The organism is Candidatus Neomarinimicrobiota bacterium, assembly GCA_012964825.1.
In the GTDB taxonomy this organism is placed as follows: Bacteria; Fidelibacterota; Marinisomatia; order Marinisomatales; family S15-B10; genus UBA2125.
This window is the reverse complement of record DTTI01000013.1, coordinates 1-15,494: the sequence shown is the minus strand read 5'-3', so window position 1 is coordinate 15,494 and position 15,494 is coordinate 1. Positions and strand designations below refer to the sequence as shown.

Genomic DNA, 15,494 nt, shown 5'->3' with positions numbered 1-15,494 from the left:
TTCGATGGCAGTGAAATCTGTCTAAAGGGTGCTGGTGGGCCAACCTGCCTCACCCGGCCTCTTTACAGGGAATAATCGATTTATTGGTTTAACCAGTAACTGGAAACACTAACAGCGCCAAATGTGCCGTAGCCGCCTTCTACGGTGGTGACCGTCTCCTGATAGGTGTTCCATCTGAGTGTCACAGCCGCATTTGTGTATTCTGTCAGCTGCGGATCATACCCGTAGATATTGAGCAGGTAGGGTGAACCGTAGCCGTCAGGAATTTTCAGGGATAGTTTCTTTTTCTGTTGCCCGTCATTGATCACCTTTTCATAGACGGCACTACCACCCTCAAGAAAAAGATACACTTCATACATCCCCGTATCTTCCGTCATAACAAGATCAAAATTGTAGGATTTCTCTGAAAATGAGGAATTTTGGATACCAGGTCTCTGAGGAATTGTTGCCGAAGCAAAGATTGTTGGGAACGATTCCGCCTTAACTGTCAGTGTATATGTTTCCCCCTCAGCGGGGATGAAATAAGGATTGAAGAAGAGGTTGCCTCGAGTGGTGTCTTCCTCGAATTGGAACGTATATGTTGCGGAACTTTCATCATGGATAATTGTCACATCCGCACTTCTTATATCGGCAGACATGGTATCGTTAAACTCATCTACTTCAATAGCCCGTTCCACTCGAATGAATGACGAACCCGATATTCCATCCTCACGTAAAAGACCGAAAACATTCAACCCTTTCTCAAACTCGGTCTCGATGAGTTCAGTGGGCATTGGACCTGGCTCCCAGGGAAGATCGCAGCCAGACCAAAAAGTCACCAGAAGAATCAATACTACAACCCACGATTTATCACTACAAAAAGAAAGATGTCTATCTTGAGATTTCATCATCAAAACTTAATGCTGTAGCCGGCGCTCACAGCCGGCAAGGATAAGATGCCGTAAGCGTAATAGCCGTATTCGGGTATGTAAAAATATCCCATGGGATTGCGCCGCAGGAATAGAATGTTCTGCACCGTCCAGGTTAGATAGGAATCACTGGCACCAAGATATTCCGATAGCCTGTAACCAAACCCTGTTCTCAGTTTTTTCTTCCACCCAACTTCTAAGAACATCCTTGGTGGGAAACGGACATTGTTTTTTGCAGGAGTAAGGTATTGAAAAAATTCTCCCATTGTATTGGTTACCGAATCATAGGTGTATTTGCTGAGCCACCCTGTTTCAAAGGTTTTTGGAAAGCCCGAAGTAATTTGCAGTGTCGTGCTGGCAGTGATGTCCGGTGTCACTTTCAACATGAGGAGTGACTTTAATGTATGGGTCTGATCACCATCGGCTAGATACCAGTCCCCGTTTTGAAAACCAGGAAAACTCCGCTCAGCCACAGAATAAGCGTATGCAACCCAACCGGATAGCCGCCCGACCTCTCCTCTCAACATGGTCTCAACACCTCGGGCCTGTCCCTTCCCCTTTTCCAGCAACGCCTGGTGTGTCAGAATAGCCTGCCGGGTATTCCCAAAATCATAGCGGTAAAGGGTAGGCAGATCTTTCAGGTAGCCAGTAACTGTCAATTCCAGACGGTCTGACACTTTGCTTTCCACACCAACAATAGTGTGCTCCGAAAAGAGGGGAGTCATCCCTTTCAGAGGGTAATAATAGTCGACGGATTGAGGCGTTACTTCCACATCAGCCGTATTCATGGAACTCAGGTACTGCCTGTATTGGCCCCAGGCTGTTTTAAGTGTGATTCTGCCCAAGCGAAGAGAGGATGAGATCCGGGGCTCTGTCCGCCAGCTGGTTTCAGGAAAAAATCTCGCCGACCTTATACCGGCTTTTGCCAGCAGCGGCCCCAATTGAACCTGGTCTTGAACAAAAAATGAAAGTAGGTGAGCACTGTCTCGGGTTTCCACCCCTTCCGTGAATTGAAGACTGGCCCTGTTGGAAAACCGGTAATCATTACTCTCAAAGCCGACCTTAACGGTCTGACTCCAGAAAGTGAAATAAGAGAGGTTGGCCTTAAGGGTGACATCTGAGATGGTATTCTGAATATCCGTTTCGTTCATGAGCGTAACATCGATATTATTGATGGTGTCTTCCACAACCACCCTCAGGAAAGTTCTGTTATCCACATCATAAGCTGAATTATAGACGTGAGTTTCCAGAACAAGTTTCGGCGTCAAAATGGATCTGGTCCGGAGGCCAAAGGCCCTGTTCAGGGCGTTTGTGCGATTACCCACGCTATAGTCCCGGAGTTCAGGTATGTTATAATAAATGGCGTACCGGGCAGCATCAAAATCGATGTAATCCCTGGCCAGAAAGGCCGACAGCTTAATGCGTGTGTTTCTGAATTTTCTCTGATAACTGCCATTGAAGTCAGCCCAAAGATTGCCCATGCCAATCATGACACGGCTGATAATATCGCTGGTGAAACGTCCTGATAACATAGCGGTCCCTTTTCCGGCGGGAAACTCAACGGCCCCCACGAAGCCGGAAATAGAGGGCCTGAACTCTCCGTGAACTTCGCTCTGGTGTCCTTCTCTGGATGTGAGATAAAGAATAGATGCATTTCTACCACCATATTCGGCGTCAAATCCCCCTACCAGCATTTCAATATTCTTAAGCATAAGAGGGTTGAAAATCGCCCCATAACCAAAGAGGTGCTGGGGATTGTAAATGGTCATGCCGTCCAGCTGAACCAGGTTTTCCGAAGGGTCACTTCCGCGAACGTTATAGAGGGGAGAAAATTCGTCACCGATGGTAACGCTAGGGGAATATTTCACTAACTCAAATACATCCTTACCAAGCTGAGGCACCTCCCGGAGAATAACAGGGTCAGCCTGGAAACTGGAAATGTCTGTCTCTTTTTTGATAATATTCCCCCGGTTGGCAACCACCTCGATGGCATCCGCTTCAAGGATTGTTGGCACCAAGAGAACTGTTTCCACAAGAATATCCCTTGACTGTAATTCAATAGTCTGTCTCTTTTCTTCATAAGCGATGTGAGAAAATCTGAGGATAACATCACCATCGGGGATGTCACTCAACACGAAAAAACCGTTGATATCTGTTGAGGCGCCCAGTACTGTTCCTTCAACAATCACATTGACCCCAATGATGGTCTCACCCGTCTTCGCATCGGCAACATAGCCGGAAATAGTTGACGGGAAAAGGAGGCTCGGTGAAAGACATGCTAAAGAGAGCAGTAAGAATTTCTTCAATATTATATGGGTGATAATTCGTGATTTCATTATTGATTAAGGCCGTCTGAATCCTATGGTAAGGATCACCCCCAGTTCAAACGTGTCCAACGGGACGCCGCCTTTTTTAAGTTTAGAGGATGGCTTTATATCATCCAGGGCCGATATAAAATTGATTCCGGCCTGGAAACCGGCGCCGAAAAAGATCCCTTTGTGGTAGGGTGGCCGGTATTCCAACACGGACGATACGGTAGCACCAAGATTGAAAATATTTACCAAGTTGAGATATTCAAACTGGGTGTGATCATAACCGTTAAAGCCGAACCTTCCTGTAACGGTTGTTCGGAAAAGCATTTTTTCATTGAAGCGGCGATACCACAGTTTAGTCATCTTCTCTATGGCTACGGTCTGGTAGAACGGCCCTTGGCGAAAGTAAAAAGCAGGAATACCACGCTCATAGTCGTCATACTGGTCCATTGGATAGTCAAGTGAAAGTCTGGTCTCTATGCCAAAGCCGTCAGGATAAATGATCATGTCAGCCCAGGTCAGCAATTGGCGCCGGTATGGGTGCGGAGAAATACTTTTAGCCGCAGTAGGCTTTTCAATAAGCCCCTGGCCCTGGAGGGTCATCCATCGGGAGATGAGTTTTTCGAATTTTTCCCGGTGAATCTCCTCATCACTGGGTTTATCTTTTTTGAAGAACAGTCTGAACCCATCTTTCTTTTCCTTTGTATCATCCTTTTGCTCTTTTCCCTTTTTCCTTTTTTTATTCTCTTCTCTCACCTCCCACTGCCAGTCCCGAACGGTTTCACCCACGTTCATCTCCTCTCTTGTGTAGCCGTTGAGTACCCATCCCGCCCTGCGGGGAATACTTCTGTCATACCAGAGAGAGAGGTGATCAACCACCAGCCTTCCTTCCACTGTGACTGAATCAGCGGCCAGGAACCTAGCAAGAACAACGCTGAGAGAATCACTCAGAACCACACGTTCATCCACTGGGATATAATTCCCGAACTTGAGTTTCTGGCGTGTGGTGAGATAATTACCGGCTTCCTTTCTTCTGTCTACAATGTGAGGGAGTTCAGGAAACTCCAGAGAATCAACCGCCAGAGGTACTACAAGCGTGTCAAGAATGAGGTTGGGGATTTTAGACCGCCAGTCTTGAGCCGGGAGAACAGACGTCAACAAAAACAGGATAGTTAGCAAACATCTCATGGCGGGCGCGAATTTAATCTCTATTGAAAATTGTAGTCTTGGAAAAAAGGAACTGCTACTTGCTGGTGAGGGCCCAAGAACCGTCCCAGTCGTCGCCGGGAGGATTCTCCATGTAGTGCTCGCACCGAGGGATGTAGACTCGGCTCGGGTTTGTTTTCCGGCCGGGAAACATATCCTCAAGTTCATCGGAGGTTTTAAACGCGTCGATGGCTTTTTTCCAGTCCTGTTTTCGGTAGAGATCCAGCGCTTCGTGGTAGGCCGGAAGCAGTTTGTCATAGACATCAGGCATTTCGCCTTCAACATCTATCAGTTCAAAAACTTGAGCCGGTTCAGTCTTTCCCATAACAATGACAAAGTCGAGATCGCGCCAGATGAAGCGGTCTTTACATGCTTTGTAGCTTTCATCAGCCACCTGGATATAGACACCGTACTGCTTCGCTGACGCCTCCAGCCGGGCTGCCAGGTTCACCGTATCGCCCATCATTGTATAATTCATCCGCATGGAAGAACCCATATTCCCCGTCACCATTTGGCCGGTGTTGATGCCGATCCTGTTCTGCATGTGGTGAACGATCTCCGGCCAGCGGTCCCCTTCACCCTGCCATTTCTCGCGAAGTTCGGCAAGGCGCTTCTGCATAATGACAGCTGTGAAACAGGCCCAATATTCATGATCCTCCACCGGGGCGGGCGCACCGTAGAATGCCACAATGGCGTCACCGATGTATTTATCCAGTGTCCCTTTATTATCGAGAAGAATGTCCGTCATTTCGGTCAGATAATCGTTCAACAACTCCACCAAGTCCGCGGCCGAAAGTTTTTCAGAGAACGCGGAGAAACTCTGGATGTCCGTAAAGAAAGCTGTGTGATAACCCTCGTTCCCGCCCAGCTGCGGCTCTTCCTTATTTTTGTACATCTGGTCAATTAGTTCCGGCGAAATGTAGGTGCTGAAAGTATTCTTCAGGAACCGCTTATCTTTCTCCGCCACCAAGAAGTTGTAGAGAAAAAAGCCTATATAACTCCCACCAATGGCAATGACCGGCCGGACAATGTCCCACATAAGAAGCTGGAACAGGAACTGGGTATAAGTGAAAATGATCCAGCCAGCTATCCCCAAAATGGGCACAGGCAGAGACCAGAGAGGTTTCGGCGGAATGCTGACAATAGCACCCAGCACAACGCTGAGAAGTAAGATCACCATCAGATTGGTATTGCTATCGGTAGTACTGACAAATTCATTCTTGAGAAGAGACTGCATGACGTTGGCGTGAATCTCAACTCCCGCAAATGTTTCCTGGACCGGTGTGTTACGCAGATCCATGAGGCCGGGAAGTGATGCACCCACGATGGCCACCTTGTCCTGCCAGTAGTCCGGAGGCAGCATCTCAGGGTTCACGCAATACATATATGGCAGGTAGTAGAACGTCTTGAACAGACCGTAGTAGTTGACATACATGCGGCCCGCATCATCTATGGGAATTTCTCTCACCACCGTTCCGGTGGTATCGGTTAGGCGGAGCAGGTGGTTTTCAAAATCGTAGTCAAAACCATCAGAAGGAACACCCAAAATGTCCATGACCGCCGACATAACGAGAGATGGGTATACATGCTGCGGTCCTTCGAAGTAGATGGCAGTGGGTGAACGCCGTATGATACCGTCCTCATCCTGGGGAAAGTTGGCACTCCCATTGCGCCGGGCAGCAGACAGAAGTTCAACATGGGTATTTCCCAAACGGTCTCCTGTGGGAAGCTTGACTGCATCCTCAAGGGGAATTTGGATCAAATGATCAGGCCGGTCATAGCCCTCCGGCTCGGAATTCATCCTGTAGAGAAAATTGAGAGAATCCTCCTGTTCGAAAACGAGGGCGTGGTACGCCTTCTGACTGGTGAGCGTGGATGTTACAAAACGGGCAGGATCGTTATCTTTAAGAAATTGCTGAGTGGCTCCCGCAATGGCTTCATCCGTCGGCGGACTCGCAGAGGTGATGGTATTAACCAGATCGTAGTTATATGTGTTCTCGGGATCGAAGATTATATCAAAGAGGAGTGCTTTCGGCTCAATGAGGCTGGCGGAGTCGATGAAATAACCTTCGCCGGAGGATCCGTCTGGAAAGATGGGCACAACGGCAAAATTGTAACCGTCCCATTCCGTCCGTCCTGATATGGTATGCATCACATCGTATGCATCGCCCATGTATTCGAACTCAGCCTCCGGATCATTCTGTGCCTGCCTGAAGACCTGGTAATAGTCTAGCGCCACATCATCTTCTGGCGGGGACCAGTATAGCTGAAGTGAGTTGGTCACCACATCGATGAGCTGACCGTGGTAAGCTTGCGGCCAGTTGAAATAACGGCCGAGGCCCCCTTCCTCTACTGGTCTTACCGATTCCTGCTCTATATCGATGATGATAACATCATCAATGGACGCCTCTTCCACACCCACCACCTTGCCCCGCATGCGGGCGTCGTAGGATTGAAATTCATATCCATCCAGCAAGTCATCAACAAATCCAACCTGGTAGGTGCCCCACCCTACAATAATACCCACGCCGAGCCCAATGGCGGCCCCGATGAAAACACGTTTCAGAAGGTCAGACATGATTCACGTCTGAGTGATGGAATGTTGGAGTATTGGAGAATTTAGAGATGTATTACTTCTGGCTATCCTGCTCGCTGTTCCACTGGACCCACGGGTTCTGGGCATCAGCCTCCTTGTCGAACTCGAACATGTGGTATTTGCCGTCAGCCCGGAGATTGATTTGCATCCCCTCCACCAGAGTGATCCACTCTTCCAGTGTTACCTCAAACGGACCGGCAACTTGTGTCGGCGCCTGAATGGTTTGAACCGGAGCTAGGGAAAACTTTGGCGGTCCCCCTTGCTGCTGCCTCTGCTGAAGATCATCCCTGCGCATTTTGGCCAGGTTCTCAGGTGTGTTAATGTCTACCTTTCCTTCATAAACTAAAACCTGACTTTCTTTGTCTCCGGCGTTGGCCCGGTACTTTGTTCCCCGAATAGCCGCCACGGCGGTGGGTGTTCTTACTGCTATATTCTTCTTTTCACCGAAGGCAGCCTGTGCAGCAACCCACACCTTCCCCTTATTGAGGTTGGCGTTAAAGTTCTTCTTCATTGGGGTGACGCTCGCTTCTGTTAGTTCAAGTTCGGAATTTTCCGCAATCCGAACCTTGCCGCCACCGTTGAGTGTAATCTCCGCACGTGACTTGGGCTTTGTCCGCACCTTGTCTCCCGCAAAGACAGGATGCCTCACTTTTGCACGCGCCCAGTCAGTTCCGCCTGCTGACTGCACTTCCACAATCCCGAGAGGTAGGGTGATCTTACCAAATTCAGTGGCCGCCGGTCTGAACGCCAGCAATGCACCTACTAGTGCGACGGCTAAGGGAACAAATATTTGCCTAAATCTCATCCATTTCCCCCTGTGAGAAAATACACTTTGTTGAGGAGGATGACAAACCACATTTAACAGTAAATTCAGAAAGTTTCATCACTATATTGCCAATGATCAACTCTCTCTTCATATGAAATCGAGCCACTGTTTTTTCATTATCGTGTTGATGACGTTGGCCACAATTGGGCTGGCTCAGGTGCGTGAAGTCTCTATCTCCTACGATGGCGTTCCTGGATATGACTCGGCATTGGGCCAAGTTCTGGAATGGAGCAGTCAAATGGAAGGCCCCCGCATCCGATCATCTGAAGAACCCCCTGACGGACTGCGCTTGCGGTGGTACGGCGCCTCGGGATTTGAGTTGGGAGACAACAAGACGACAATCCTCATTGATCCATTCGTTTCGCGCCCCCCTGTTAGTAACCCACTTGCTCCACTAATGATTGATACCATAGCTGTTGATGAACTCATTCTTAAACCGATGGGCAACCGAAAAGCAGATGCTATTCTTGTTAGTCATGCTCATGCTGATCACGTTATGGATGTCCCTCTTGTAATTTCAAGATCCACAACGGCAGATCACAGGCCACTACTCGTGGGGGATCCTAACACAGTGACTTTGGTGGAAAGTTATCATCTTTCGGTGGAAACACGTCTCCTTGAATTTGATGATGGTGTAGTACACTACTTAATCGGGCAGTTTGGAGACTTCACAGTAGAAGCTGTCCGGTCACTCCATCCACAGTACGACTTCCTACCGTGGCGAGGTCCTAGAGGAAAGATTGAAGGGCACCCCCCGTTCACCGGATTCGATTACCTCTCCTACCGGGACATTGCCATCGCTTATATCATCTCATACAGGGGATTGAAATTCGTCTTCTGCGATGGAGCAGTCCTCCAAAACCTCCAGGCAATCGGGCGGGCGGATCTGCTCGTTCTGGGAATCCCGGTGAGGGAAAACAACACCATTGCCGAGGCCCTCGCAACCCTCCGCCCTAGTTTTTTCATCCCGACCCATTACGACGACTTCTTCGTTCCGTTCCATGAAATGGACCAGTTTGATGTTACCATCGATTTGACGGTTTTCTTACCCGGGAAGAATAAAAAGGAAATAACGCTTCTCGATTTCAGCCGTTTCGGGGAATTTTTTGAGGAGTTTCCCGGCTATATAAGGAAAGCCAGGAGCAAATTGCCAACCGAGTCACAATCGTTTCTCGATCCCAGGCTGAGGATACTGAAACCGCTCACCTACTATTCTTTGGAAAGCCTCATCTTGAAATAAAAAAAGCCGCCCCGGAATCCGAGACGGCTTTCAAAGCCTCGCCATCCGCTAAATCTATTTCAGCATAATCAGCTTCCGGGCGTCCTGGAAGATGGCTTTGCCGCTACTGAAGGCTTCCATTCGATAGAGATAGACGCCGGTGGACATCATTCGGCCAGCATTGTTCCGACCGTCCCAAATGAGGGCGTGGTTACCGGCACCGTAGGCTTGGCGGTTTGCCAGGATAGCAATCTCCTGGCCCAGAATATCGTAGACAGCGATAGAAACGGAGCTTTCCTCAGGCAAGCTGAAACGGAACGTTGTTACAGCGTTGAACGGATTGGGGAAATTCTGTGACAGCTGGTACTCAGCAGGAACCACATCGTAGGCATCCATAGCACCCCGGGTGAAGGCCGGAGGCCCCGTAACGATGACAAAATCGCGCCCTTCATCACTGCATGAACAGGCAAAGTCGTACGCAGGTTCGACCCTGAGGTCGGTCACCATGCCAACGGCGCGATCAATAAGTACAACATCCCAATCTGAGGGAAGCGATTCTGTCCACTCAAAATCGAGTGACACAACACCTTCCTCATTGGTTTTAACGACAAAAAGCCACTCATGACCGTCTGCCTGGGTGCTGTGAACATCACGGCTGTAGAAGCCACCACGCTCACTCCAGTGGGTGTTGTCAAAGGCAACCGAGATATAGTTACCTATGACCGGCGGCTCATGGCGATCCGCTACGTCCCAGATTTCGGATGCATCGGGCATCACACCAAAAATATTTTCTGTGTCATCCACACCGTTCACACGGGCAATGATGTTCCCTTTCCAATCGAACGGTTCGTTTACAGCCTCCCGCGCCAGTAACGTATTACGTTCAAAACCGACATCCATTGATGTGGCGGAGTAGGCATAGACCCAATAACCGTCGCCGGGACTCATGGTAGTGGTGGTAGAATAGCCACTGCCGGAATAGCGATAAAACGAAGGTTCAACAGCTCCGGCCTCATAAACATAGCTATTGGGCGTGAAGTTATAGGGTGAGCCCACCTGGGTCCATCCGCTCCTGAGGGAGATGGAAACTGGGTCACTGAGGTCGGTGGACTTCCCAGAACCGCCCGTGAGCACATGTGAACCAAGCGTAATGATCCAGTAAGCCTCGCCCGGGTTCATGCTGGCATACCCCGACTCGTTGTAGTCAGAACCGTTCCACCGGAAGGTTCGCCATTCTGTGGCGTCATCTGATTGTTCATTAGCGACAAGAGTTGCAACCATTGCGTCAATTGCAGATGACTTATTGTCAAGCAGTCCCGGAGCAGAAATCATGCGATAGACTTCTGGGCCGGTGGAGCCGATGGGAATTTCATCAAAAGTGACTTGAATGAACATGGGGTCTGACTCCAAGGTCTTCCCTGAAAAATCTTGAACAGAAAAATACCCCACGAGTCCTTTGTTGGTCATATCGCTACCGGGAATGGTACCCTCCCAATCGTACGTCATATGCCAGCCTCCATCAGAACTACCGGTTAAGTCAATTGATCTGAGGGAGGTGCTACCACCAATCATATACTTAAACTCGGCGCTTTGAGTCCCTGCATCTGTTTGGATTTCGACGCTAACCAGAGCGTCCGCTCCTTCATGGGCTGCGGAGGGTGGTGACATACCCACAATCTCTATTCTGGATTCACCACCGCCGCCGCCTGCGCCTATGTCCAACTCAACCTTTGTATACCCTTGGTTATCAACGAAGAGCTGATCCATCCCCATTTGAGGTTCACCTTCATCCCACCACCCGTTTTCATTAAGATCAAAAATCGCATCGACCTTGTATGGTCCCGTGTTGGGCCCGATAGCGGGATCAGTAAAGCTTAGCATCCATCCCTGCGAAGGAGAGGGTGAATTTTCACCCCTTCTCTCAGACATTGAGGGTGGATCATCCCAGGTTAGTCCTGGAAACCAGACAGCAACATCAAGTTGTCCGTTGCCAACACTTTGGTTGAGAATAACTTTTACCTCAATAGTGTTCTGCATACCGGGACCGGGACCGCCACCGCCGCTATCAAATGCATCCTGGGTTTCCCAGGCTCCATTGCCGTCGATTTCACCATCATTTTCATGACTAGATTCATCAATAATTTGATTGCCGCCGGTCTCGTCGAAATGCCACAGCATGACCGTATGCTCCATGGGTCCATAACTCTGGTTCGGAGGCTGGAAACTGCCACCGGTGGGACGCGTATCCAGCATAAAGTGAACCTCGTCCATGGTATAGCCCGACTCTTCACCACCAACGCCCTGTGACCGGGACCCGAACTCAAAGGGTTCGTTGGAACTGTGGAGTGTTCCGCCAGCCTGTTTGTGAGCATCTTTCATGGTCGTACCGTTAAAATAGATTGACAGGTCCGTTCCGTTATATTCAACATAAACCCAGTTAAAACCGCTCACATTCACATCCGCTGGAGGTAAACGCAACTCAAGAGGTGTATCAACAGTGGTATAGGGTTCAGCATGAAACTGAAAAACCATGTCAGGGGTACCAGTGCTCTGATCATAAAAGGACCTGAGATAGATGTCCGGATCTTCAGAGCTTGGATCGGGATATCGTTCGAAATAAACCTGCTCTGTCTGCCAGGTCTCGCCGTGGTAGATCACAAAAAATTCCATGCTCCATCTGTCAGCACCGTTAAGTTGATCAACATTGACTAATACCATATCCCCCATCTGAAAATCATAGGAGCCGCCAAAGAGAGTCATAGGAGCCAGCAGGGAAACAAGCAAAACTTTACGAAAAACTTTTTTGTATCTGTTAAGCATCTTCATCCCTCCTAATTGGAACCCGGTTCCGTAGGTGGATCAGGAGGCATAGGCAAATCTCCCGGTCCGGTATCCTGCCCCAGGAGTTCATCCAACATCCCTTCGCTATAAGCATAGTAGCCACCACCACCAATGGCCACTAGAAGGAGAAGTTTAAAAAACCCGCCACTTTTCTTTTTTGGTTGTTCGGCTTCAGCCACCGGTTCTTCAGCAGCCGCAGGCTGTTCTTCTTCCACGGGAATGCCTGCAAGATCCTTGACCACCAGTTTGAGAAGACCCAGAAGACCTTCCACACCGCCTTGAAAATTCCGGCTGGAGACTTTACTGATCTCACCTGTGCCAACATCAAACATTCGAACATCCAGGGTCCACATGGTGCCGAGTTTACCTATACTACCCGTTGCCATAGCCTGCACACCCAGCATTTTTCCCATCTCCACAGCACACTCTGCTGAGGTACACCCCGTCTGCTGGAACCCCTGTTCTTCCAGAAGCATTTCCATCTGGCCCCGTTCCACAACCTGGAATACACCAATGTTAACCATTTCCGAACGCAGACGATCGGTTAGGGTAGCAGCTTCCATGGCTGAAAGGCCTCGACCCTCAAGATCCATAACAGCAACAGCTAGCCTGTCTTGAGAATGAACGGTAACAGGAAATGAAAAAAGGAAAATAGTCCACGCAAGAAACAGTGAAAGTGATTTCTTCAAAACGGCCATAGGTTTACCTCTCTGGTCTACTGAATAGAGACAACTTAACAAATTTCCCCTTTACACAGGTGTGAATCAGCTAACAATAGGTATATCTAAAGTGATTTTCAAGTAGATTAATACACTTTCTTAACTGTCATCGCCCCGACCTTCATCCGTACAGGCCCCGTCGTCCCAATTTTTCGGGACTGTTCGCAATGACTAAGAGAAAGTTATCACTTCACCAGCACCAGTTTCCGGCTCTGGGTTTTCAGTGCCTTACCACTCTTGCTGGCGATGCGGCCGTAGGCGAGGTAAACACCACTGGCCACAGAGTTGCCGTAACCGTCCTTCCCGTCCCATATAAAGGTATAATACCCTGACGGCCTGAACTCACGCTTCGCCATGATGGCTATCCTTTCACCGAGTAGATTGTATATCTCTAGATCAATGTGAGCATCATCCCTGAGGGATATGGTGAGGGACGTCTGGGCGTTGAACGGATTGGGGAAGTTCTGTGACAGGTTGTACTCATCGGGGAATAGGTCCACACCGGCGCTGTTGGACTGGACGAAATCCCTCTGACCAGCCACGAACCGCAGTTCCTTCCGGCTGTTTTGCGAGGCTACATCAAAAAGATACTCAGGTTTCCATTTAAGGTTCTGAGCGGTCCTGGATGACTTGTCTATAAGAAAAATATCAAAATCTTCAGGAATACCTTCAAGTCCCTCGAAAATGAGGTAGGTGTTAAAGTCAGGATCACCGGAGATCACCTCCATGTCCCACACCTGGCCTTCTTCAGAGACGGAACGGATATCAGTAGTATAGATATCGTTATGCTCTTCCCAGTCATCATGGGGCATCCTAAGGGAGACACTGCCGGGGAGCATGGGAGGCTCATAGCCGTCCAGGGGATCATAACCATCCTGAGCTGTATATCTTACACCCACAGTGTTAAGATTATCTGACCCAAAACCGTTGTTGGCACTGATGTCCACCAGCCACTCCCCTTCTTCAAGACCACCAGAGCCGCTTCTGGCAAGCCGCATAGAGGACCTCGGTTCAATATAAAGCTTGCTGGCGGTTGCTGACTTATAAGCAATCCCTTCCCACGGCTTCAGGGTGGAGGCTGTCCGCCATTCACCGCTGAAACTGTAAACATTGGCATCATTGCTGAGAGAAGTACCGTCATTGGTGGTGATCCTATCCAGAGAGATATCAAAGTCAAAGGGGTTGCCCACAAGGGTCCAGTCACCGCTGTTGAGATTTACCTCAAATGGCTGGCTGGTACTGGCTGTCTCCCCCGCATCGGTGTCTATAGTGACCCCATCCAGAGTTGTAATAAGAAAATAGGAGACCCCTGGTCTGATGCTGACGCTGGGATACTCCTCATAGTTCCCGCCGCCACTGTAACCATAGAAACGCCAGATGGTGTTGTCATAGGTGCCCAGGTCGTCCTCAAGAATGGCAGTGGCACTACCATTATCAGGAATGATGGGAAAACTCATAAGCTGGTAGTTGGTCACCTCCTTGCCGGCAGGGACACCTGAGGGCCAGCGGGCGTTGCTCAACTGGCCATCACCGGGAATGGCGACAATAATGGCGTAAGAACCTTCAGTTGGATGAGTGGTAGTGTTGCCGGCAATATCTGACGCCTCAATGAAATACTCAAGACCCTCCGTGGTAATATCTGTACCCGGTATGGTATAGCCACTAGAGAGAAGATCGAAAGGACCGTTCCACTGGTCCTCACCACCAAACCTGTGGAAAAGCTCAAGATACATAACACCGGAGCGGTTATCACTGACGCCGGCACCAATGGTTGTGGACTCACCCAGCGTTGCGTTTGTCACCGGGATGTGAGAAATGTTGGGCGGTGTCCTGTCAACATCAACAGTCCATGTAGGTGACATTTTGACATTCCCGCCGTGATCAAAGGCTTCTACATACCAGTTGATAGACTCCTCAGGAAGCGGGTCATCCAACTCGAAACTGATGACATCAGTTGAACTGGGATCATGATCATCCACCCAGGGATCTACAAAATAGACACTACTACCTACATGGAGATCATAGTACGCCAGACCGGAGGCGTTATCGCCTTCCTGCTCCCACTCAAAGAGAGCCTCCTCTTCGCTGTACCAGCCACCAGGAGAGGTGAGATCAAAGTCATATGGCGCTTCATCATCCCACATGGCGTGCACTTCAGCGGAGTTGGCTTCATCCGACTGCTGGAACTCGTCCTGTAGCCACACCTTGATGGCAAAATCGCCATTATAGGGCATCTGCCCCCCTTCCACCTTATTTATGTTCGGTTGAGGAAAGAACTGGGGATCACCATTTTCAAACCTAAACCAGGCACCTTCGATATCGTAAACCCACTCCGGATTCTCCCACTCAATGGTAAAATTGTTATCCTGTGTCCAGCCGTCGGGAGTGATCCTGATATTCACAGGTGCCGGCGGCGGCGCCTCTACCTTCTGCCCCACAAAGAAACTGGCGGACTCAACAGGAATATTCCCCGCCAACAGGGCCCGTACCCTGAACTGAAAACCGACGGGTGTATCATCGGCTGCCTTGATGGTGGCTTGGGCAATTCCGTCTGTGGTGACAGCCTCACTGGACTCAACAATCACGTACGATGAATCGGGAGCAATTTTCCACTCCACGGATGAGCCGTCCTCAATGGCAGTACCGTCCCACCCCCTCACTGTTAGCTGAACTTCAAGGGTGGCACCGGGGTCAAAGGTGGCCTCTTCCGGAGAAAAGGTGACTTGCAAACCGGCACCCTGCTCATAGGCACCTACATCAGGGGGTGTCTCCGGAGGCACGGGACGCATCTTGCCGGTGATATCATCGCTAGGTGCGGTAAACCCTTCAAACTCAAGGGTCCCCCGCTCAATGGACTCACTGAAACG

The 15,494-nt window shown here is 49.6% G+C and carries 8 protein-coding genes; 1 reads left to right on the top strand and 7 read right to left on the bottom strand.

Annotated elements, in window-relative coordinates:
- Positions 1-80: 80 nt before the first annotated feature.
- The 5 genes from EYO21_00895 to EYO21_00875 are packed head-to-tail and all read right to left on the bottom strand — an operon-like array spanning position 81 to position 7,827.
- Positions 81-890 (bottom strand): DUF4249 family protein, encoded by an 810-nt coding sequence (locus tag EYO21_00895; protein ID HIB02371.1) that lies wholly within the window; start codon positions 888-890, stop codon positions 81-83.
- Positions 890-3,244, bottom strand: coding sequence for a TonB-dependent receptor (locus EYO21_00890; protein HIB02370.1), 2,355 nt, complete (start codon positions 3,242-3,244; stop codon positions 890-892). The genes EYO21_00895 and EYO21_00890 overlap by 1 nt, the downstream gene beginning before the upstream one ends.
- A gap of 6 nt (positions 3,245-3,250) precedes the next feature.
- Complete coding sequence (locus tag EYO21_00885; protein ID HIB02369.1) at positions 3,251-4,408, bottom strand: hypothetical protein; 1,158 nt, start codon at positions 4,406-4,408, stop codon at positions 3,251-3,253.
- A 55-nt stretch (positions 4,409-4,463) separates the two neighbouring features.
- A complete protein-coding gene (locus EYO21_00880; protein ID HIB02368.1) occupies positions 4,464-7,004 on the bottom strand; it encodes a CHASE2 domain-containing protein in 2,541 nt (846 codons plus the stop codon).
- Between the two features lie 52 nt (positions 7,005-7,056).
- Positions 7,057-7,827: a hypothetical protein gene (locus EYO21_00875; GenBank protein HIB02367.1), complete on the bottom strand. Its 771-nt coding sequence runs from the start codon at positions 7,825-7,827 to the stop codon at positions 7,057-7,059.
- A 112-nt stretch (positions 7,828-7,939) separates the two neighbouring features.
- On the opposite strand from EYO21_00875, the gene EYO21_00870 reads away from it, so the two are divergent.
- Positions 7,940-9,088, top strand: coding sequence for an MBL fold metallo-hydrolase (locus EYO21_00870; GenBank protein HIB02366.1), 1,149 nt, complete (start codon positions 7,940-7,942; stop codon positions 9,086-9,088).
- A 54-nt stretch (positions 9,089-9,142) separates the two neighbouring features.
- On the opposite strand, the gene EYO21_00865 is transcribed toward EYO21_00870, so the two are convergent.
- Together EYO21_00865 and EYO21_00860 are read right to left on the bottom strand one after the other, a co-directional pair.
- Entirely contained in the window at positions 9,143-11,893 is a 2,751-nt protein-coding gene (locus tag EYO21_00865; protein ID HIB02365.1) for a T9SS type A sorting domain-containing protein, read from the bottom strand.
- A 5-nt stretch (positions 11,894-11,898) separates the two neighbouring features.
- Positions 11,899-12,606, bottom strand: a complete 708-nt coding sequence (locus EYO21_00860; GenBank protein ID HIB02364.1) for a hypothetical protein — start codon at positions 12,604-12,606, stop codon at positions 11,899-11,901.
- Between the last annotated feature and the right edge of the window lie 2,888 nt (positions 12,607-15,494).